Source organism: Vibrio kagoshimensis, assembly GCF_050337535.1.
Taxonomy (GTDB): Bacteria; Pseudomonadota; Gammaproteobacteria; order Enterobacterales; family Vibrionaceae; genus Vibrio; species Vibrio gallaecicus.
Genome location: NZ_JAKJSZ010000005.1, coordinates 255,274 through 275,408 on the forward strand (window position 1 = coordinate 255,274; position 20,135 = coordinate 275,408).

General features: G+C 44.0%; 23 protein-coding genes. 18 read left to right on the forward strand and 5 right to left on the reverse strand.

Annotated elements, in window-relative coordinates; all coding sequences use genetic code 11:
- The first annotated feature begins 13 nt into the window (after positions 1-13).
- The 18 genes from L4C37_RS06070 to L4C37_RS06155 all read left to right on the forward strand — a co-directional run bounded on the left by L4C37_RS06070 (position 14) and on the right by L4C37_RS06155 (position 14,843).
- The gene (locus L4C37_RS06070; protein WP_429768121.1) at positions 14-1,150 is read left to right on the forward strand and encodes a DUF2586 domain-containing protein; all 1,137 of its coding nucleotides are present in this window, start codon (positions 14-16) and stop codon (positions 1,148-1,150) included.
- Between the two features lie 3 nt (positions 1,151-1,153).
- Positions 1,154-1,609 (forward strand): phage protein, encoded by a 456-nt coding sequence (locus tag L4C37_RS06075; protein ID WP_429768122.1) that lies wholly within the window; start codon positions 1,154-1,156, stop codon positions 1,607-1,609.
- A gap of 27 nt (positions 1,610-1,636) precedes the next feature.
- Positions 1,637-1,855, forward strand: a complete 219-nt coding sequence (locus tag L4C37_RS06080) for a TraR/DksA C4-type zinc finger protein (protein ID WP_429768149.1) — start codon at positions 1,637-1,639, stop codon at positions 1,853-1,855.
- Complete coding sequence (locus L4C37_RS06085; RefSeq protein ID WP_429768123.1) at positions 1,852-2,274, forward strand: DUF5675 family protein; 423 nt, start codon at positions 1,852-1,854, stop codon at positions 2,272-2,274. Before L4C37_RS06080 ends, L4C37_RS06085 begins: the two co-directional genes overlap by 4 nt.
- Before the next feature lie 4 nt (positions 2,275-2,278).
- Positions 2,279-2,509, forward strand: a complete 231-nt coding sequence (locus L4C37_RS06090) for a hypothetical protein (protein ID WP_429768124.1) — start codon at positions 2,279-2,281, stop codon at positions 2,507-2,509.
- A gap of 2 nt (positions 2,510-2,511) precedes the next feature.
- A complete protein-coding gene (locus L4C37_RS06095) occupies positions 2,512-2,748 on the forward strand; it encodes a hypothetical protein (RefSeq protein WP_062859693.1) in 237 nt (78 codons plus the stop codon).
- A complete protein-coding gene (locus L4C37_RS06100) occupies positions 2,745-3,008 on the forward strand; it encodes a putative phage tail assembly chaperone (RefSeq protein ID WP_429768125.1) in 264 nt (87 codons plus the stop codon). Before L4C37_RS06095 ends, L4C37_RS06100 begins: the two co-directional genes overlap by 4 nt.
- A 41-nt stretch (positions 3,009-3,049) precedes the next feature.
- Complete coding sequence (locus tag L4C37_RS06105) at positions 3,050-3,193, forward strand: DUF6890 family protein (protein WP_429768126.1); 144 nt, start codon at positions 3,050-3,052, stop codon at positions 3,191-3,193.
- A gap of 40 nt (positions 3,194-3,233) precedes the next feature.
- Entirely contained in the window at positions 3,234-5,123 is a 1,890-nt protein-coding gene (locus L4C37_RS06110) for a phage tail tape measure protein (RefSeq protein ID WP_429768127.1), read from the forward strand.
- Positions 5,123-5,470, forward strand: a complete 348-nt coding sequence (locus L4C37_RS06115; protein WP_171733828.1) for a DUF2590 family protein — start codon at positions 5,123-5,125, stop codon at positions 5,468-5,470. The genes L4C37_RS06110 and L4C37_RS06115 overlap by 1 nt, the downstream gene beginning before the upstream one ends.
- Entirely contained in the window at positions 5,463-6,650 is a 1,188-nt protein-coding gene (locus L4C37_RS06120) for a baseplate J/gp47 family protein (protein WP_429768128.1), read from the forward strand. Before L4C37_RS06115 ends, L4C37_RS06120 begins: the two co-directional genes overlap by 8 nt.
- On the forward strand, positions 6,637-7,236 hold the full coding sequence (locus L4C37_RS06125; protein WP_171733826.1) for a phage tail protein: 600 nt from the start codon (positions 6,637-6,639) through the stop codon (positions 7,234-7,236). The genes L4C37_RS06120 and L4C37_RS06125 overlap by 14 nt, the downstream gene beginning before the upstream one ends.
- A 12-nt stretch (positions 7,237-7,248) precedes the next feature.
- A complete protein-coding gene (locus L4C37_RS06130; protein ID WP_429768129.1) occupies positions 7,249-9,636 on the forward strand; it encodes an SGNH/GDSL hydrolase family protein in 2,388 nt (795 codons plus the stop codon).
- A gap of 15 nt (positions 9,637-9,651) precedes the next feature.
- Positions 9,652-10,182 (forward strand): baseplate complex protein, encoded by a 531-nt coding sequence (locus tag L4C37_RS06135; RefSeq protein ID WP_171733824.1) that lies wholly within the window; start codon positions 9,652-9,654, stop codon positions 10,180-10,182.
- A 13-nt stretch (positions 10,183-10,195) separates the two neighbouring features.
- Positions 10,196-10,885: a hypothetical protein gene (locus L4C37_RS06140; RefSeq protein ID WP_171733823.1), complete on the forward strand. Its 690-nt coding sequence runs from the start codon at positions 10,196-10,198 to the stop codon at positions 10,883-10,885.
- Entirely contained in the window at positions 10,876-11,571 is a 696-nt protein-coding gene (locus tag L4C37_RS06145; protein WP_171733822.1) for a hypothetical protein, read from the forward strand. Before L4C37_RS06140 ends, L4C37_RS06145 begins: the two co-directional genes overlap by 10 nt.
- Before the next feature lies 1 nt (position 11,572).
- On the forward strand, positions 11,573-11,770 hold the full coding sequence (locus tag L4C37_RS06150; RefSeq protein ID WP_171733821.1) for a hypothetical protein: 198 nt from the start codon (positions 11,573-11,575) through the stop codon (positions 11,768-11,770).
- A 955-nt stretch (positions 11,771-12,725) separates the two neighbouring features.
- Positions 12,726-14,843 carry a methyl-accepting chemotaxis protein gene (locus L4C37_RS06155; protein WP_429768130.1) on the forward strand — a complete coding sequence of 706 codons (2,118 nt, stop codon included), beginning with the start codon at positions 12,726-12,728 and terminating at the stop codon, positions 14,841-14,843.
- 179 nt (positions 14,844-15,022) lie between these two features.
- On the opposite strand, the gene L4C37_RS06160 is transcribed toward L4C37_RS06155, so the two are convergent.
- From L4C37_RS06160 to dinG, 5 genes are all read right to left on the reverse strand, one after another.
- Positions 15,023-16,156 carry a ribosomal protein uL16 3-hydroxylase gene (locus tag L4C37_RS06160; RefSeq protein ID WP_273296692.1) on the reverse strand — a complete coding sequence of 378 codons (1,134 nt, stop codon included), beginning with the start codon at positions 16,154-16,156 and terminating at the stop codon, positions 15,023-15,025.
- A 36-nt stretch (positions 16,157-16,192) separates the two neighbouring features.
- Positions 16,193-16,363, reverse strand: coding sequence for a pleiotropic regulatory protein RsmS (rsmS, locus tag L4C37_RS06165; RefSeq protein WP_137372456.1), 171 nt, complete (start codon positions 16,361-16,363; stop codon positions 16,193-16,195).
- Complete coding sequence (locus L4C37_RS06170; protein ID WP_429768131.1) at positions 16,353-16,901, reverse strand: primosomal replication protein; 549 nt, start codon at positions 16,899-16,901, stop codon at positions 16,353-16,355. The genes rsmS and L4C37_RS06170 overlap by 11 nt, the downstream gene beginning before the upstream one ends.
- Positions 16,902-16,913: 12 nt before the next feature.
- A complete protein-coding gene (locus tag L4C37_RS06175) occupies positions 16,914-17,693 on the reverse strand; it encodes a TSUP family transporter (RefSeq protein WP_273296690.1) in 780 nt (259 codons plus the stop codon).
- Between the two features lie 65 nt (positions 17,694-17,758).
- Positions 17,759-19,834 (reverse strand): ATP-dependent DNA helicase DinG, encoded by a 2,076-nt coding sequence (dinG, locus tag L4C37_RS06180; protein ID WP_429768132.1) that lies wholly within the window; start codon positions 19,832-19,834, stop codon positions 17,759-17,761.
- Positions 19,835-20,135: the final 301 nt, after the last annotated feature.

Sequence of the window (20,135 nt, forward strand, 5' to 3'; positions counted from 1 at the left end):
GAGGAAACAACCAATGGCAACCGGAAAGGTAGAGGTCAACAACCTCAATTTAGGGCAAGGTGGGATCCCAGAAATTGAACGCCACCTGATCTATATCGGGCGCACCGATAAAGCCGAACTGCAAGGCAAGGTTACACGTGTAAACAACATGACCAACCTTGATGAAGTGGTGGCAGATGATGCGCTAGGCGCAAACGTCAAAGCGGCGCAGCTTAATGGCAAACAAAACTGGACGGCTGCCATTTTCGGTTTAGCGGCGGATGCCACTTGGCAAGAAGCCGTAGACATTGCCAACCGTACCGACTCGTTTGAAGGCGTTTGTATTGTTGATGCAGTGACAGACAAAGCCGAATTCACTGCGATGCAAGATAAAGCAACAGAGCTTACGAGCAAACTTGGCCGCTGGGTATTTTTCCTTGTTGCTTGTGCTGGCATTGATGCCGGTGTTGATGGAGAGAGTGGTCAAACGTGGGCGGATTATGAAACCGCCATGCTAGCTCTAGTGAAAGATGTGTCTGCAAACATGGTGACACCAGTGCCACAGCTTAACGGCAATAACGTGGGTGTACTTGGTGGTCGCTTATGTGACCGCGCCGTGACAGTAGCCGATAGCCCAATGCGAGTCGCGACGGGTAGCCTATTAGGGCTTGGTGAAATGCCAGTGGATAGCGTAGGCAATCCACTGGAAATGAGCACTATTTCTGCGTTAGCCGATGCACGTTATTCACTTCCGCAATGGTATGCGGATATGGAAGGCATTTACTGGACAGACGCGACCACGCTTGAAGCGAAAGGCGGAGATTATCAATACCTCGAATATGTTCGACCTATTCACAAGCTTAACCGCCGCGTACGTATTAAAGCGATTCGCCGCGTTGCAGACCGAATCCTAAACTCGACACCGCCAAGCATTGAACTCAACCGTACTTATTTCAGCAAAGACATGCGCGACATGTCGAAAACTACTGAGATTGGCGGCATTCCGTTCCCTGGTGAAATCATGGCACCACGCGATGAAGACGTATCGATTCAGTGGATAACCAAGACCAAAGTCAACATTGGCTTAATGGTTCGCCCTCATAACTGCCCGAAACACATTGTTGTGAACATTGGGCTTGATCTCTCTAACCCTGCAGATGCGGAGGCGTAACCAATGAGTACGCGTATTTCTGGCAAGAACATGCACTTTGCAATGGGCGACTACAAGCTAAAAGCGCAAAAAGTCAGCCTGTCTATTACGGATAATTCCGCCATTAATAAAACCTCTGGTGTGCCCGATGGTTATGTCGATGGCGATGTAGAAGCAAGCGGTGAAATGGAACTCACCACACAGTACTTCAACATTCTCAGCAAGGCAGCAAAACAAGCCGGTTCTTGGCGAGGAATGCCAGCTTTCGACGCGTTGTTCTACGGCAAGATTGATAAAGATGAACTGAAAATTGAAGCCTTCGGTTGTCGTATCAAAATCTCTGATTTGCTCGATGCCGATTCAAATGGTGGTAGCGCATTAGTTCATAAGCTGCCGTTCGAAGTGACAAGCCCTGACTTTGTGAATATCAACGGCGTTCCATACCTGCGCCCAGATGAAACCGAAGACTTGGTTCAGTAGCTTTTCGCTCAATAGATAGGGGACATGATGTCTGATGTTATCGACCATGCCAGTGGCCTTGAAACCCAATTCACAGAAGTGGCGCTTGCCAACCACCTGGCAAGGGCTAAGCAAAATGAACAACGGGAAAGCGCACAAGAATGCGGCGAGTGTGGTGAACCAATTCCTGAAGAACGCCGCCAGCAAGTAACAGGGTGCCAATACTGCACCCAATGCCAAAGCGACTTGGAGAAAATGAAGCGATGAAACATTACTTGATGAAACGCCGTTACTTTGAACATGGCACTTATTCGTATCTCTATCGCCCTGATGGTTCAAAAGTATGTTGCATGGTTGAACGTCCAATGCTCAACAACAAGCCAAGTGAATCTTGCATTGTTGAAGGCACTTACGACCTTTTACCACATGAATCACCCCGTTTTGGCAACTGTTACGCAGTAGAAGAGCCAATGTTAGGCGTAACCCGTCACGGACCAAGTCTTCGAACACATGTGCTGATTCATAAGGCAAATAAGCCGAGTGATCTGCAAGGGTGTCTAGCGCCAGGTGTTGACTTTGGTTTCGTAGGTAATGAATGGGCTGTTATGAATTCTGGTCACGCTTTCAATGCGTTGATGGCAGAGCTTAATGGCGAAACGGTAAAACTCACTATTTTAAAGGATTAATACTATGGGATTCCTCACTGGAATTATTGGCAAAACCTTACTGGAAGTACTGAAAGGTCTGTTCTTTCAAATCGGCTGGAAAATCATTCTTGAACGCTTTGCTACTCGCTTGGTGGTTTGGGGACTTGAAAAGCTTCGTGACCTAAGTACCAACGATGTTATGCAAGCAACTGTTGATGATGTTATTGCATCACTTCAAGGCAAACGCTTGAAGGAAATTCCTCAGAAGGAATAGCGATGGACCCGACTTGGTTATCTGCACTGGTTGCCCTTGCCACCTTGTTGGTGATGTTAACCGGAGCACTGATCGGCAAGCTGTTTTCTCTCTCGAAAGAGCTTGCCGACTATAAAACCCATGTAGCAGAAAGCTACGCAACCAAAGAAGAAGTGAAAGATGGTTTCGAACGATTAGAGCGTCAATTAGAAACCGGACTCACCCGAATTTACGAATCATTGAAGCGAGAAGCAGCATGACAAAAGCAATTATCTTAACCGTTGGCGCAGTTGATCTTGAATTCAACCCAACGCCAGCCGAATACGACGATGCGCAAAACACCACCATGCAAGGTGATGTCAGTAGCGCCGCTCATAATTTCTTAATGAGCTGTGTGAGCGAAGGTTCAAAAGACGCACTGCGTGACATTACCAAGCAGAACGCAGGTGCCGCCACGCAGATTTATGGCGCTGTACTAAAAGAGTACACACCGAAGCTGTCTATCTCAGTAAAAAAATAGATGCGCTTGTCGCGGCAGTAGACAGCAGCGACAGGCAAAAGATGTATGCATGGCGACGAAAGTGGTTACCCCATGAACCAGATACTGACCAAAACTTGGCTTATGCCATTTGGTTAGAGAAGAACCATTGGGAAAACCTGCAAGCCGTTACGGCTAACGGTGTCGCCAAAGGCTTTGGTGGTTAGCCGCTAAGTATGATTCAACACCCTAAATAGAGAATGCTTGATGCTACCAGACTCACTCAAGTTTCAAGTTGGATTGATTGACCAGATTTCAAAACCTCTGGGCAATATTCAACGACAAATGACCGATGTCACCAACACTTATCGCCAAGGAACACAGACCATGGTGACAGGTGCGGCAGGCATGGTGGGTGCGGGTTTTGCTCTGCAACAAGCCTTGATGCCAGCCATTGAAATGGACAGAGCATTAGGCGAAGTGAGATCTCTTGGCGTTGCAGATGAACAGTTGCAACATCTAAGCGATACAGCACTTGAATTTGCAGTGGATTACGGGAAGTCAGCCTCAGATTTTGTAGCGGCTTCTTATGATATCCAATCGGCTATTTCAGGCTTAGGCGGTAATGAGCTTTCTGAGTTTACCCGCGCGTCGGGTGTGCTTGCTGCCGCCACTAAAGCGGATACGTCAACCATTACCAATTATGTTGGCACCATGTACGGCATTTTCCAAAGTTCAGCCAACCAAATGGGTAAGGCGGATTGGGTGAATATGTTGGGTGGTCAAACTGCAAGAGCAGTGCAAATGTTTAAGACCACAGGTGATGGGATGTCTTCGGCATTCACTTCTGTAGGGGCTGCGGCTACCTCTGTGGGTGTGGGTATGACGGAACAAATGGCGATTCTGGGTACCTTGCAATCCACCATGAGTGGCAGTGAAGCCGGTACCAAATATCGCGCGTTCTTAGCGGGTACCGCCAAAGCACAAGAAGCCTTGAATATGCAGTTTACTGATGCCCAAGGTCAAATGCTGCCAATGGTCGATATCTTGAACCAAATTAAAGGGCGTTACGGTGAAACCATATCCGTGGCGGAAGCGGCAGAATTGAGCAAGGCGTTTGGCACACAAGAAGCCACCGCCATGATCCAACTGTTGATGCAAAACACGGATGGGCTTGCTAGCTCAATTAATGAACTAGGAAAAGTTCAAGGGCTCGATGTAGCTGAAAAAATGGCTGGTGCAATGACCGACCAATGGGAACGGCTAGAACAAGGCATATTTGCCATAAGCGCGGCATTTGGTGCGGTTCTTTTACCTGCCATCTTGCCAGTGGTGGGCGGTATGGCGGATGGCGTGACCACTCTGATTGAATGGACTCAACTTTTTCCTGAGGTCACTAAATACATTGGTTTTGCTGCCGTCGCCATTTTAGGCGCAGTCGCGGCAGGTGGTGCCTTTACTCTCATGATGGGCATAAGCAAACAAGTCATGGCGACTTATATGATCACCATGAAGCTGTTTGCAGGGGTGAACTTCTTACTCACCAAAGGCATGGGCGCACTGCGTGTGGCAATGCTTGCTGCCAATATTGCGATAGCCGCCAACCCAATCATTTTGATTGTGGGCGCAGTGATTGCCGCCGTCGCCGCTGTCGGTGCACTGATTTATTACTGGGATGATCTGAAAGCTTCGTTTGGCGACACAACCTGGTTCCAAGTCTTAGAAGGCGCCATCACATTAATCACCATGCCATTTAGAGCCATGTTTGAGTTCATCAAAGCAGGTTGGCAATGGGTGATGAGTGGCTTTACCGATACCAGTGGCTTTGCCTTCATTGGGCAAATGGCGGACTCGATGCGCAACATCTTTGGCAGTGTATTCAGTTGGTTCACCGATAAGTTAGCGGGTATTTGGGAAACCATGAAAGGGCTAGTGGATTGGCTACCCGGTTTTGGCAGTGAAGAGGAAACCGCACCAGTGAGTTCAAAGGCTGTGAAAAGTGCCACACCTTACGCACAAATTCAGCCAGGTGGCGCCGCGAAAAGTATTGCGAATCATCAAACCAGTTCAACCAATTATGGTGGCGTAAGTATGTATGTGCAGCAAATGAATAACCCGCAAGACATGGCGAGTGAACTAGAAATGGCGGCAGGCTAATGGGTAATTTCAAATACCAAGACTTACTGATTGAAAACGGCGATGTAGTGCTCGATGCCGGTCGTAACCCTGTGTTGATTCAAGACCGAGCCGTGATCGCCCAAGACATTAAACACGCCATCATTGAAAGCAATTTAGCGGTTGAACTTATTGCAGAGCGCAGCCCATCAAAGAAAGCGGACATTCGAACCAAGCTGGAATTATTGGTGGAAGAAGACGTTCGCCTAGTACCAGGCACAGTGCAATTAGAAGAGCCAACAGAAGGCACGATTTACGTGCTCGCCACGACAGCAGAGTTTGGTGATTTAGCAAAGGGTGATGTCACCATGGAGATAAACAATGTCTGATATTCCAAAGCCAGATTATACCGAGCTGGTTAAGCAATCCGGTATTCCTACCGATGCCGTCAGTTGGAAAAAAGTGCTGAAAGAAGAAATGGAAAAGGAAGACTGCATTATCTCTAACGATTCGCTTTTCTCTCCGTTCTGGCGCTTGATTGAATCGGCAGTGGTCAATGTCACCTTGTGGCTCATCACGACTCTATTGGTGGGTTACGTTCTGCCCAACATGTTTGTGGCAACCGCTGTCGACCAATGGTTAGACCTACTGGCTTGGCAATGCAAGCTGACTCGTAAAGAAGCCACCAAAGCCGCTGGGCTTATCGCGTTTCAACGTGCTGCCGTGAAAGGACCCGCGTTAGTCATTCCCCAAAATACATGGATTCAGACTGAAGTCATTAACGGCAATATTTACCGCGTTCGTGTGCGGGCTGATACCACGCTGCCAGAAAACGAAACCACGGTTATGGTCGATGTTGAAGCTGAAAGTGAAGGTGCAGCCTATAACCTTGGCGAAGGTTACTACCATATTTTGCCGACTGCGATACCAGGCATTGCAGCCGCAACCAACCCAGCCGAATGGCTAACCGCTGCAGGCGCAGACAAAGAAAGCAACGATGAACTTCGCTTACGTATCCGTAACCAATGGAGCGCGGTGGCGAAATGGCACATTGATGCGGCTTACCGTTCATTGCTGACCAGTCGCGCAGGCATTAACGACGATAACGTGTATTTCGAGCATAACGCGCCACGTGGGCCTGGTACTGCGAACGCGTACATTCTGCTTGATACGGGTGAGCCTTCACCTGAAATGCTCAGCGACTTGAACACCTACATTCGTAATCAAGGGCAACACGGTCATGGTGATGATCTGCAGGTGATGGCGATGCCAGAAACACAGAGCAATATTGTTTGTCATGTGTGGCCGCAACGCTCATTAACGATGGATGAAAGAACAGAGCTTAAAGCCGCAGTAGAGAAGTTCATTGGCGCGGCATTTCGTGAGAATACCGATTATTCGCCAACCGTGATCAATCCAGTGTTGCGCTTTAGCTTCTCCAAATTAGGGCAAGAGCTACATGGGCAGTTTTCACAAATTGAATCACTCGAATTTGAGAATGCCGACATCATTAACAACCTAACGGTGCCTCGCATTCAGACGTTGGAGGTATCCATTGAAAATACCTGAGATAAACCTTCGTTATTGGATGGGTAGAGGTGAACTCGCCAAGTTTGCCCGAGCCATGCGTAATTATTGGGAACATGTAAAAGCCGCATTTGAAATGCCGCTGCAACAGCATGATCCGCTGACCGCGCCTATTGCTTTGGTCAATATTCTGGCTTGGCAACGTGGAGTAGAAAAGCTCGGACAAGAGCCCGAAGACTTGTTTCGAATCCGTGTGGCGCATGCTTACGGGTTTTCTCGTGATGCGGGTTCGGTGTCTGGGTGGGAAGAGATGTTTGAAAAGCTCGGCTATCCGCACATTGCCCAAGATGAAAGGCTAGTGAATGTCGATTGGGATGTGGTCAGCCTAAAAATTCGAGACGGTGACTTATCAGAAGTCCCACATTTATTGGATACCGTAGTTCGTCAATACGGGCGGACGTGCAGACGATATCAATATACGACTTATGTAGAAATTGATATGCCGTTGAAAACCCAAATTTTAGACGGCGCGTATGAGACGGCTGTTGCAGATTCGCCATTGGAAGCGAATTCATTTACGACAGTATTCAATTTAGATATGGATTTAGAGTGCGCGACAGCACAGTAAAGGTGGAAATAAATGACCAATGCGACGACACAAATATTAACAAAAGCTGGCAAAGAATTGATGGCTAAACTTGCGGCTGAAGAAAAAGAATTAAGAATAGACAAATTTATCTTTGCCGATGTTCCAGACCGAGCAGATTTTCCTTTGGAAACTGATGCCACCCCTTCCCAATATGTGGTTCACGAGTCAGATGTACATGAACGAGGTCGAATTTCTACGGATATGGTCATCTATTCCACCACGCTCGCGAGTAACGTAGGTCCATTTTATTTTAACTGGCGCGGTCTTTACTGCAGTGAACACAACACTGTTATTGCGATCCATCATCCAGTTCGAACACCAAAAACGAAGGATGAACCAGGTGTCGCGGGAAATACATTAGTCCGGTCACAAGTGATTAAGTATGACAATATTTCGGGAATAACGAACATCACCGTTGATCCTAAAAGTTGGCAATATAATGCTACACCGCGGATGAACCAAATGGATGCGGATACTGCTCAAGCGATGGTTGACCAAAATGGCAATGATTGGTTTATTGAAGATGCTTTTTTGGTCACGCCTAAATCTACAGCATTCAATGTTAAGTCAGGTTCTGGCTATGTTTCTGGTCGACGTGTGGCCCTAGATTTTGAACGAACGTTACAAGTTCTTGAAAAGCCTTCATTCATATATGTTGACCTCTATAAAGATGGTTCACCAACTGGTGAATATCAAACACAGTTCGAGTTTGTTGTGACTTCAGAAGAGAAAGATGATTACAACGATGAGCAAGGTAAGCAGCACTTTGTTTGCAAAATAGCAAAGGTTCACGCTGATGGAACTGTTTCTGATTTAAGGCCTGCCCGAGAAAGTGCAGATAGAAAGTGGGTGGGGGAAAACTTCCGAGGTGTTGACGAAGCCATTGAAAGTAAATATCTACAAACAGGTGACCAAAACACGGATGATGTCATTGACACTACTCGTTCACACGCGATGGGTAGTGTTAAAAAAGTGAAGGCGTTTGCCGTTGGTGAAACGTCCTCATTGAGTAGCTTTTATTCATATCCACATTTCAATAATGAACTTTGGGTGGCGAGTTCAGATGTTAACAATAATGGCGCTTGGATCTCAGAGCTTACAGGTAACGAAGGCATCACCCTATCTTTACCTTTTGGGGTTGTTATAGGAGATTCTATTGCTGAAGGGCATCCTGAACTTCATGGGAGGCTTCATAACGAACTTGGGCAAGTCGACTTAGCACATGAGAATGAAAGTGGCCAATTAAGTTATGAATTTGGCGCAATAACAGGATTGTATTGGTATAACCATGGTATTGGCGGACAACAAACGGCTCAAATACTGGCTAGATGGAAGCGCGACGTTCTCGGGTTAGATTATGACCCTGGTGATGGGAAAGGAACTAGAACTTTACCTGGCAAGCCTGCGTTTGTTGTTGTTAATGTAGGAATAAATAACATCAGCTATGGTCATGGCATTGAGGGGGCGAAAACCGATTTAATCTCGATGGCGAAGTCTTGTTGTGAGAACGGGATATTAGCTGTATTCAATACACCGCCAGCTTATCGCACTTCAGATGAAGTTAAGCAGTCGCAAATACAAGAACTACGTTCATGGATGCAAACTGAATTAATTAGGTTTGGGGTGTGGGTGTTTGATGCGTGGGATTGGAGTCGTTTGCCTGATTTAGTTCAACCGAATCCCAGACTTATCAAAGACAGCGTTCATCCTTCTAAGGTTGGATATAAATCGATGGCTAGGGCCATTGTTGAAAGTACGGAAATTCCTTGGTGTTTAGATTCTTTGGTCGTCGATACTTCACTTGATCCGCAAATGATGCCAACAAAGTATGCGAGACCGTCAGAATATAAAGTTCAAGTAGGCTCTCAACGGATTAATGTTGATGCTAATTCGGAACAAGAAACGCAATCCATACCCTTAAATTTCTCTGTTAGCAATGAAAAAGAGTTATCGGTGTTCATTACTAAAGCTGAAGCTGTAACCGGTAATAACTGGAGTGGCTTGAGTGGCGCAGTATGGTGCTTTTCTAAGCTAAAAAGTGGCCAAGTTTCTAAGCGACAAGAGTTACCCGATGTCATAGGAGCGATGGCATCTGGAATCATTGTGAATGACGGAAATGGGTGGAAAGTTTTTGACCATGGTAAACCTTATGGGATAGAGAATATGGTTATTGAAGAGGGAGCATTATTATTGCGATTTAGTGCTCCTTGTCAGTCAATATCAGTTGCAACGATAGGAGTTGAAGAAACGATAGTCGCTGTAGGAGCTTTTGTTGCCGGTGATCCTCTGCGATGGCGTATCCATTTGAAAGATGAAAACGGCTTGTCAGTTAATGCAGAGTCTATTGTTAATACTTACATCAGTATTACAGCAAACTAATAGAGTAATACTAGTATGCTAACCCTAAACGGCACCCAACTCCCATTAAAGAACTTACGCATTAGCGTTCGTCAGCAATTGGCCGGACAAGACATGTCCGGTCAAACCTCGGCTACCGACCAAGCGGAAACAGGCAGCAAAGGTAAAATTCTGACCGTGAAAGGCGTGATCCCATTTACCAAGAAACAGCTATTAACCAACTTGTTCAGTTTGGCGGAAGCGCAAGAAAACGATGCCCGCCAAATCTATCGAATCAGTAACAAAACGGCAGAAGCCTTAAAAATACGCCAAGCCAAATTTCAAGGCTCAGTTCGCGCCGATGAGCAAGAGTCTCACAGGCAATGGAGTGTTTCATTTGAACTTATCGAGCATCTTTCGGTACCAGAACGAGTAGAGCAGCGCCAAGCGGACAAACCCGCCGCGCAGCAAAAAGTACAAGGTGTGAATACACCGGTTGAAGCTGGGCAAAGTGACGATGTGCCGCCAGGGACCGAAGTTGAGTTAACAGGATTTCAGAAAGTACTCAACGACAGCAAAAAGCTCTAACTAGTGGTGATTTATGAGTGCAAACAATCGATTCATTAGCCGCGTTTACCTTGGTAAAGATAAAGCCAAGATGAAAAGCCATAGAGTCGTCTTTGATAAAAATACGCCAGGTCGCTGCGAGCTGACTGTTGAAGGTAATCCAGAGCCCAATACCATCATCGCCGTAGACTTAGGTTGGGGCGATGATATTACCCGAGTCTTTTTGGGTTACATCGAACGGGTGCAGCCTGCTGAAAAAGGTTGGTCTGCCGTATTTTGCCGAGAGCTATCAGCAATACTTTACAAGCCACTGAACATCATCATGCGTCACCCAACACTCATGCAGCTGCTAAGCGAAGTCACCAATAAAACAGGGCTTCAATTTGTGTTACCAGAAAAGGCTTACAGTAAAACTGCCATCCCTTGCTTTTACAGTGATGGCAATGGCTATCGAGTCATAGACGAGCTCGCCCAAGCGTTCAGCATTGAAGACTTGTTCTGGCAGCAACAAGGCAACGGGCAAATTTACGTAGGCAGTTGGCAAGATTCCCATTGGGCTGATAAGCCTATCACCATACCTAACGAACTCATGACCAACCACACGGCAAACAAATCAGTAAAGATACCGGCTATTCCAAGGCTCAAGCCAGGTGTTGTGGTGAATGGGCTTCGATTAGTCGGTGTCGAGTTTGAAGGAACGGAGGCAAAGCTCACATGGATGTAAATACTATCAAGCGCATCATCTTCCGTTTGTTCCCTGAATTCACAGGGCAGTGGCATTTGCCAAGATGGGGAAAAGTGGTCGCCTTGCCAGAACTCCCAGAAGAAGGGGACTTGTCTGATCGCTTTTATCCTCACTACGCGGTAGATGTTCAGCTACTTGATGAAAAGGGCATGGAATACGAAGACAAACCACCATTGCAGGCGGTACCACTTCCAGTGCCAGGTCTTGGTGATCACGCTGGTCGGTTAGAACCACCGGCTATTGGCAGTATTGTTGAGTTAGGGTTTATGTTCGGGCAACCAGACAAACCTTTTATTCGTTGCGTTCTTCCGCTTGGGTTCAAGTTACCAGGCATCAAAGAAGGTGAAAGCCGATACCAACAACGCAAAGGTGTTTACCAATTGGTAGACAAAGACGGGAACTTTGAACGTAAGACAGACCAAGCCGACAAGCTTGAATGCCTCACTCAACAAATCAAAGTACTGGAAAATCGAATTGCTGAAATTGATGGTAACCACAGTGAAACCGTCAAAGGCAACAAATCATCTACGGCAAAGAAAATCATTGAAGTAGCAGATCTCATTACAATGAATGGCGGGACAGGTGTATGTACAGGTGCATCCATTTGTCCGTTCACTGGAAAACCGCATGTAGACGTTTCAGCGACCGTCAAAGCAGGTAAGTAACATGGCATTAGAAGTCGATGCAACCAAGCAAGAATTGATTCAAGAGCTGCAAGCAAGAGGCTTTGTGACAGAAGGAGAGTTTTCACAGAACTCACCGTTGATGGAAGCAATAGCAGCAGCAATGGTTACAGTGATTAAGCGGGATGCAGAAGTCATCATAAACACTGGCAGCTCTAACGGGACCTATAAAGTAACGTAAACACCAACCATCTCACCAACAAGCGCCCACAACGGGCGCTTTTCTTATATCTAAAGCCAATGACATAGCTGCAGGCTAGCGCCACGGAAAGGAGCAACCACGTGACGGAATCCGCACTCATCCTCCCCACCTGCGACGTTTTCGATCTGGTTTTTTCGCAATTTTGATTTAGTGAAAAACTACGGGGTTATGGGAGGCACAGAACATGCGCTAAAGCCTTTTGCTATAAAGGCTTCGAGTGATACGAAAAGCCATTGAATAGGGCTTATATTGCGCCTAATAGAATTTCAATAATTGCGCTTTTTTTCGATAAATTGCAATAATGACGATCTGTAAGGATCTTAGTTGCTAATTTAAGTTGTTGATTTTAAACGTTACTAGGTGTTTTCTGTCAGGTTTTTAACGATCTAATGTATAAAATTAAAGATCTCTTTTTCAGGAGGTGAAGCCAGACAGGGCAAGGCTTTGACGCCAATCTGATAGTAATTATATTTTTTCAAAATTGTTCAAGGGATTCAGCGGTAAAAGTGGACGGGAAAGAAGGCAGAGCAATGGCAGAAAATAGGGGATTTACGTGGAAAAATGCTAGTGTTTATTCGTGTGTAAGAAATAGAGAAAATAACAATCTGTCGCCATTTCATCGCCACTAAGATGGTTGTATAAATTTAAGTTATTGTTTTTATAGTATTAATTAACGTTAGATATATTAAAGCTGATGACTTTCATGAAGATCCTTAAATGGAAACAGTGAGAATTAGAGAAATACTAGCATCTTATAGTGGTGTAGAGCGACAATAAAGGAGCGAATATATATTGATAGTCAACGTAGTTAGTTACTCTTATTAACATTTCCGTAAACTTTAGTATGATCTATCAAATGAATATGGTGTAATCAAGGTCTAAGCTATTCATAAGGTTATGGAAGTCATTTGGCTTATTATAAGGATGTACAACAATGCGATCTCTCTCGGTACAGTGGAAAATTACCTTACTGGCGGGCTGTTGCCTGCTGATTACCTCTTTATCCCTCATTGGCTTTTCCATATACAACGCCACTTCTAATCAAAAAGTCATAAAAACGCTGAGTTCTGAGTCGGTTATCGACAAGTCCCAACAATTATTGGCTTCCGTATCACAGCTTAATTCAAAAGAAGTTCAACAATATATAGATGAAGCTTTGCATCGAGCTGAAATGCTGTCTGCTACAGCGTTATTTTTAAAAAATAATGCGGAAGAAAACTTCACACCTAGTGAAGAACTACGGACTGCACTTGATGAGATGGTTCGACAATCGGTTATTAATTTTGACTCCATTCAAGGAGCATATTTGGTGTTTGAGCCGAATATGCTTGATGGCGAAGATGATAACTATGTTGATGCTGGTTATGTTGGATCTAATGAAATTGGTCGTTTTGCTCCCTACTGGAAAGTTTCAGATAACGGAAAGAACGTTTTAGCTAATGTAATATCTGAAAAAACGTTTAATGATAGTGCTAATAGCGAGCGCTTCTTTTGTCCTATTTCAAGTGGGGAAACTTGTGTTAGTACGCCGAAGCTAATTGAAACTGAACTGGGTCGTATTCTTGCGACATCAATATCTGTTCCTATCGTTGTTGATGGTGTGTCTATTGGATTTTTAGGGATTGATTTACGACTTGATGGACTCACTGGGATCATCCGTGAAACTGATGAAAGTTTATTTAACGGCAGTGGCGCAGTGTATGTTGTGAGTTTAGATGGTTCAGTTATCGCAACTGATAATGCGTCAATACCAGCGGGAAGTGCTTTCTCCAGCGAACAAATTTCAAGTGATGCAATGACGGATCTCCTTTTCGGCGAAGAAGTGACAACCCAGTGGAGTGAAGATAACCAATGGTTGATTTCATTCGCACCTGTACGTTCGGCAAACCAAATTTGGGGCGTGCTATTTGAAATGCCTCGTTCAAGTGTGATCGCAGATGCGGAAAGGCTTGATGGCATTATTAGCAATAAAGTTGAAGATGGGATTAAAACGGAGATACTAGCAGGTTCATTATTTGTGGTGATTGGTTTAGCCGTCATCTTTATTGCTTCTCTTTCTATTGTTAAGCCGATTCGAGAAGTGGTGGCGAGGTTAAATGATATTGCTTCAGGTGAAGGTGATTTAACTCAACGATTAGATGTTAAATCCCAAGATGAAATTGGTCAGCTTGCTCAAGGTTTTAACTTATTCTTAGATAAGCTCCAACATACGATTAAACAAGTTATTCAAACGACGGAACAAGTCGCTGAAACTACCACTAGAGCGAAATCAACTGCTTCAGAAACTAGGTACAGCAGCGAATCTCAGTTTAAAGAAGTAGACTTGGTGGCTACAGCTTCTGAAGAAATGACACAGACTTCAGGGTTAGTGGTACAAAATGCAGAAGTTGCAGTTAAAGCCGCCACACAAGCAAACCAGTCAGCGAAACAAGGTCAGCAAGTAATTGAGCTTTCAGCAGAAGAAATGATTAAGCTGGTGGACAGAATGTCGAGTGCAGTTCCTATTGTTGAAGATCTCGCAAAAAATAACAGCAATATCACCGAAATTTTGACCGTTATTGAGGGGATCTCTGAGCAGACTAACTTGCTGGCACTTAATGCTGCGATTGAAGCAGCAAGGGCCGGTGAGCAAGGGCGCGGCTTTGCGGTTGTTGCTGACGAAGTTCGAAATTTAGCAAGCCGAACACAGTCTTCAGTGGGTGAAATTCGAGAAGTAATTGGTAAAGTACATGCTGGTACACAAGATGTGGTAGAAGCCATCCAAGAAGGCAATGTGCTCGCCAATGATACCGCTGAACATGTTCAAAAAGCCGTTCAAGATTTAAGTGCAATTTTTGAATCTATAGCGGCAATCAGTGATATGAATAACCAGATTGTACGAGCGGCTGAAGAACAGCAGTCAGTATCAGGTGAAGTGAATCAAAGCGTTTCAAATATCCGAGATTTGAGTGCTCAGATTTTGGAAAATGCAGGTTCTTCAGAGCAGGTTGGTCAAGAGATCGACCAGCTAGTGAATCAGCAAAAAGATTTAGTGAATCAGTTTAAAGTTTAAGCTTAAAGCATAGTTTAATGACACGATGTCATGTCAGCTTAAGCACTGTGAAACTTTAAATATTATTCTATAAATTAAAAGGCGAACTTCATTATGAAGTTCGCATTTTTTGTTTATTTACAATTCAGATTAATAGTAATAGCAACTTAGAGACGTAAAGTCAGGTGCTGAAATCAAAATTAGTCTTCAATAAACCAGTAACCTTTGTTAACTAGGTCCGTTAGAAGTGATATTGAAGCTTGGCTCATCGTGATCCCAGAATGAATAACAGGCTGGTTACAGAGAGTATTAAGGAATGCAGTGTCTTCGTCTGCCACCTTAATTACCTCACCATTAATGTAGGCCATCTTATCTTCATGCTCATGATAAAGCGCTTTTAGACCGGATACTCTGTAGATTTCTCCTTCAGACTCTAAGTGCTGTGCTACTTCTTCAGGTTTCCATAATGGCTCTGGAGCAACAATATTGAGTTGGTGGCGAGATTGGCTTAGCAAACAGCCCATGAAATCATTAACGGTATCTGGTTGCTCTAATGCCGACTTCAACATAGTAGTTAAATTCGCTAGATCAGACGTACGGATTTTTCCGTAAGTGTCTTGAGTTTTGAATTCAGGATCATGAAGATGTACATCACCCATATCATGAGCTAGAACGAAATCAGCAAAGTTACTGATAAGCTCTTGTTCTTTAGGAGAGCGGTAGCCAATCGAGTAGCTCATTGAAGGCTCTAGAGTATTACCTTCATGTGGAAAACCTGGCGGGATGTATAAAATATCACCGGGCTCTAAAGTTTCGTCGATGATGGCATCAAAGCCTTCAATCTGTCTCAATGCAGAAGCTCGGCAAGTCTCTTTGTACTGACCTACATCTTTTGCACCAACGCGCCATTGGCGTTTTCCTTGCCCTTGAATGATGAATACATCGTATTGGTCGATATGGGGACCAACGCCACCGCCGATAGCCGAGTAGCAGATCATGAGATCATCGAATAACCAGTTAGGAAGTGATGTAAAAGCTTCTGTAAGTTGGTTTGCACCTTCATGCCAGTGGTTAGCCGCTTGCACAATAAGCTGCCAATGACTTTCACTTAACTGACTAAACTTTTCTTCGCCAAATGGACCGTGCTCAGCCGTCCATTCATCATTGAAGTTAGAAACGAATCGAGAATCTATTTCCTCTTCCATCGATAAACCCGCTAGCTCTTCTGGAGAAATCGGGTCAATAAAGTTTTGGAAGCCACCTTTTAGAATGGTGGGTTTTTTATGCCAGTAGTTTTCAAGGAATTCAGGCATAGAAAAGCTTAGTTGGTACATGTGTATCCTATATAGTCGAGTGCTAGGTGCTAGGTGCTAGGTGCTAGGTGCTAGTTTAGATTGTAAATCTTGTTGGACAATTTCAAGAGCAGCAACAGCAACTTGTGGGTCGATGTCATTACTTTCCAAGAGGTAGATAAGGTCAACTGCGAGTTTGACCTCTTCAGGTGCGTCATCTAGCGGAGAAGGAGTTTTGTCAGTCATCATGTCGCCTAGGTTTGTCTAAGTTAATCAAACGCTCAATATCCTTCATCGAATCTGAACACCTTTCTAATCGTTCTTTAGCCGTAATAAGCGCTTTCTCAGCACTGGATTTTTGGCTTTTATGAGCATTTTCCCATGCTTTCTGTCGTTGGCTCACTAATTGAGTTAAGCGTCTATGCCAATCTTGATGCTGAGCGAGATCATTATATAGCTGATTAGGGCTTTTCGCCGATTTTAACGGACTATCTTGTCTTAAATCGTGGTTTGCTAGTTCACGTTGAATTGCTGCTATTTGGTTCATTAACTTTTCAGATAAATAAGTCGCTCTCGTCGGAGTGAGTTGTGAGCTAGCTTGCTCACGTAAAATAGTCTGGTAAGTTGATTGAGTTTCTAACGCACATGGAAGAAGTAAATGAGCACCGCTTTTAAATAAAGTACGATCGAAAAGAGGTTGATGATACCTACCTCTTGCCTTATCGACCTGCGAGCAATGTCCAATTAACGTATCTAATAAGGTTTTCAGTTCAGAAAGCTGACTCATAGATTTCTTACCTTAAAGTGTGACGAACCATGCTTCATAGGCGAGCTTAATGGCTAAAATACTCACAACGGTAACGAATACAGGGCGAATGAATTTTGCGCCAAAGCGAATCGCGGAATGAGCGCCAACAAACGCACCAACCATAAGACATACACCCATTGTTAAACCAAGCACCCAATCAATATGCCCAAGAACAGCAAAAGTGACTAAAGAGGTAAAGTTACTGGTGAAGTTCATAGCTTTCGCTAAACCAGACGCCAGCAAAATATTTAGCTTATATAAAGCCATTGAACTTACGGTCCAAAATGCGCCTGTTCCAGGTCCTGCAACACCATCATAAAATCCAAGAATAGAACCTTGGATAATCTGTTTTTTCTTTAGGGTAGGGCAGGGCTTTGGAGATACATTTTGATTAGCGTCAGGCGTCTTATGGAAAATAGTATAAGCTGCCGCTGCTAAGATAATGAGAGGTAATACTTTCTCTAACCATTCAGTACTGATCGCATTAACCGCAAGTGTGCCGATAGTGGCTCCAATTAAAGTGCTTATAAAGGCGTTGATCCAACACTCTGGCTTGAAAAGCTTTTTCCGGTAGTAAGTAAAAGCCGCGGTAGATGATGCAAAGGTAGCCGCTAATTTATTAGTACCTAATGCAATATGAGGCGGTAATCCTATAGAAAGAAGAGCAGGAACCGTTAACATTCCACCGCCACCAGCGACAGCGTCAATGAAACCAGCAGCAAATGCAACGAGCGCAAGCACTACCAGCATTGTTGGTTCAATCATTTCCATAAATTTCTTAAATTCTCATTATTATAGTGTTGTAGTTTCTAGACCCTGCGATATTAAGGTCAAATTTAATATTTTATTGTTCTTTTAAATGGTGGTAATGAGTCTAATAAAGACTGACCGTAGCGTTTGGTGACAATGCGTCTGTCGAGGATCGTGACTTTACCAGAATCTCTCTCTTTGCGCAGTAATCGACCTACGGACTGAATAAGTTTTTTACTTGCTTCAGGTACCGTGATTTGCATAAAAGGGTTTCCACCGCGAGATTCAATATATTCTGAATGCGCTCGTTCAACAGGCGAGGATGGTACACCAAATGGAATCTTAGTGATCACTAAATTTTCTAATAATTCTCCGGGTAAATCTAAGCCTTCAGAGAAGCTTCCTGTACCAAAAAGAATACTGGTTTTGCCTTGCTCAATAAGCTTTTTATGTTTTTTTAGAATTTCAGTTCTTGATGTGTCGCCTTGTACTTGTAGAGCCCAGCTGCGTTTAACGAAATCTGTTGCTAATGATTCTGCAACTTGGTTCATTTGCCAGTAAGAAGAGAATAAAACGAGGTTCGCTTGTTTGTCTTCAATTACCTTAGGCAATATTTCAATAAGATATTCTGTAAACTGAGGCGCTTGAGGTTCATATTTCATTGCAGGTACGATCAGCTCAGCTTGGTTTTGATAATCAAAAGGTGAAGCTAGAGCTAAAAATTGTACGCCGTCTTCCGACTTTTGGCTGATTCCAGCCTGGTGACAGAAGAAACTAAAAGAGTTCAGTGCCCTCATAGTAGCCGAAACAAGGACAGCACCAACACACCGGCTCCAAATTTGTTGATCAAGTTTCCAGCCGACTTCCAAAGGCGACACATTGACGACAAAATCACCTTCACGTTCTTTGTTTATCTCAAGCCATCGTGCTAAAGGCGCACCTTTATCCCGTTTAGGCTCTGCCATTAGTTTCCAAACTTGAGCTAGGTTTTCAGTTCTTTGTATATAAAAGCCGATTTCAGCCAATGCTGGCTCTGCGAGTTTTGCTGAAAGTTCACCATCTTTGACTCGTTCAGCAATAAGGTCTGCGATTTTTGCGACGGCTTGGCTCGCTTTTTGTGTGAGTTGCTTGAGATCTTTGGATTCACTTTCCAACCACTCTGGCAGGTCTCCATATTCAAAACGATAGATACCGTCTTCAAATTGAGAAGCATCAAAGCGTTTGCTTAGTTGGCTTAATGTCGGAATGAGTTGCTGAACAGAATCTTGAAGTTCGTTTCTAAACCGAGATACTCGTTTCTCATCAGCTAGACCAGAAAGTTTACTGATGGAATGATTCAACTTTTCGAGCCAGGAAGCTGCACCTTTTAAACTGGCGGCTGCAGATGAATGGTCTCTTGCAACGTGAGGGAGGTGATGAGCTTCATCGAAAATATAAATACAATTTTCTGGTTCAGGAAGAATAACACCTCCACCAAGATCTGCATCAGCCATAACTAAGCTGTGGTTTGCAATAATAACATCGGCTTTATCTAGCTCAGAGCGAGCTTTTTGAAAAGGGCAATCACGATGAGTCGGCATACTGTTATTGCAACTATGCTTATCACTAACAATCATTTGCCAAATCGAATTATCTATTGGTTTTGGCCATGAGTCTCTATCACCATCCCATTTACCTTGTGCAAGGCTGGTATACATGGTCTGCAATTGCTCAATGTCTTTCTTCTTTGGCTTGGACTCAAATATGGCCATTTGACCGCCATCAGTCCCACTCGCGGCTGCAAGTTTCTCTGCACAACAATAGCGTTGGCGACCTTTCGCCAAAATAAATGAAAATTCTCGGTCGGTAATCCTTCTATATAAAGGAAGGTCTTTATTCACAAGCTGTTCTTGTAAGGCTACTGTGGCTGTTGAAATAACAATTTTTCTATTGTTAAGCACAGCAACAGGGATGGTCGCCATTAAATAAGCTAAGGACTTACCAATACCAGTGCCAGCTTCTGCGACAATTATGCGGCTACTTTTATGGTATTGCCCACAAAGTGTCTTTGCAATTTCGGCTACTAGGTAGTTTTGGGCTCGTCGAGGTACAAAGTTGTCCAACTGTGATTGAAGGTTTTGATAACTGGTGCGAATGGAATTCTGGATTTTAGTGCTTAGCATACTGTGACCTACGTAACTGAGCTGAGATAGTAGCACATAACTCTAAGCTGTTCATTTTCTGCAAAATTGATTGCTTTTGGAGTAAATCTAGATCTTGTTCACAAAAAAAAAGTGAACTATTGGAAAATAAAAAAATATTTTTCCACTTTGGAGTAAGTTGCTGAATTAACCTTTAATTAGTCATGTTATTCAGTGTTAAGGGCTGCTTTTTATTTATATATTGGTTATACATTCTGATTATCTCATTTTTTATTCGATCAAATGTTAATGTTTTGTTGTTGGGATATTAGCCGTAAATTGC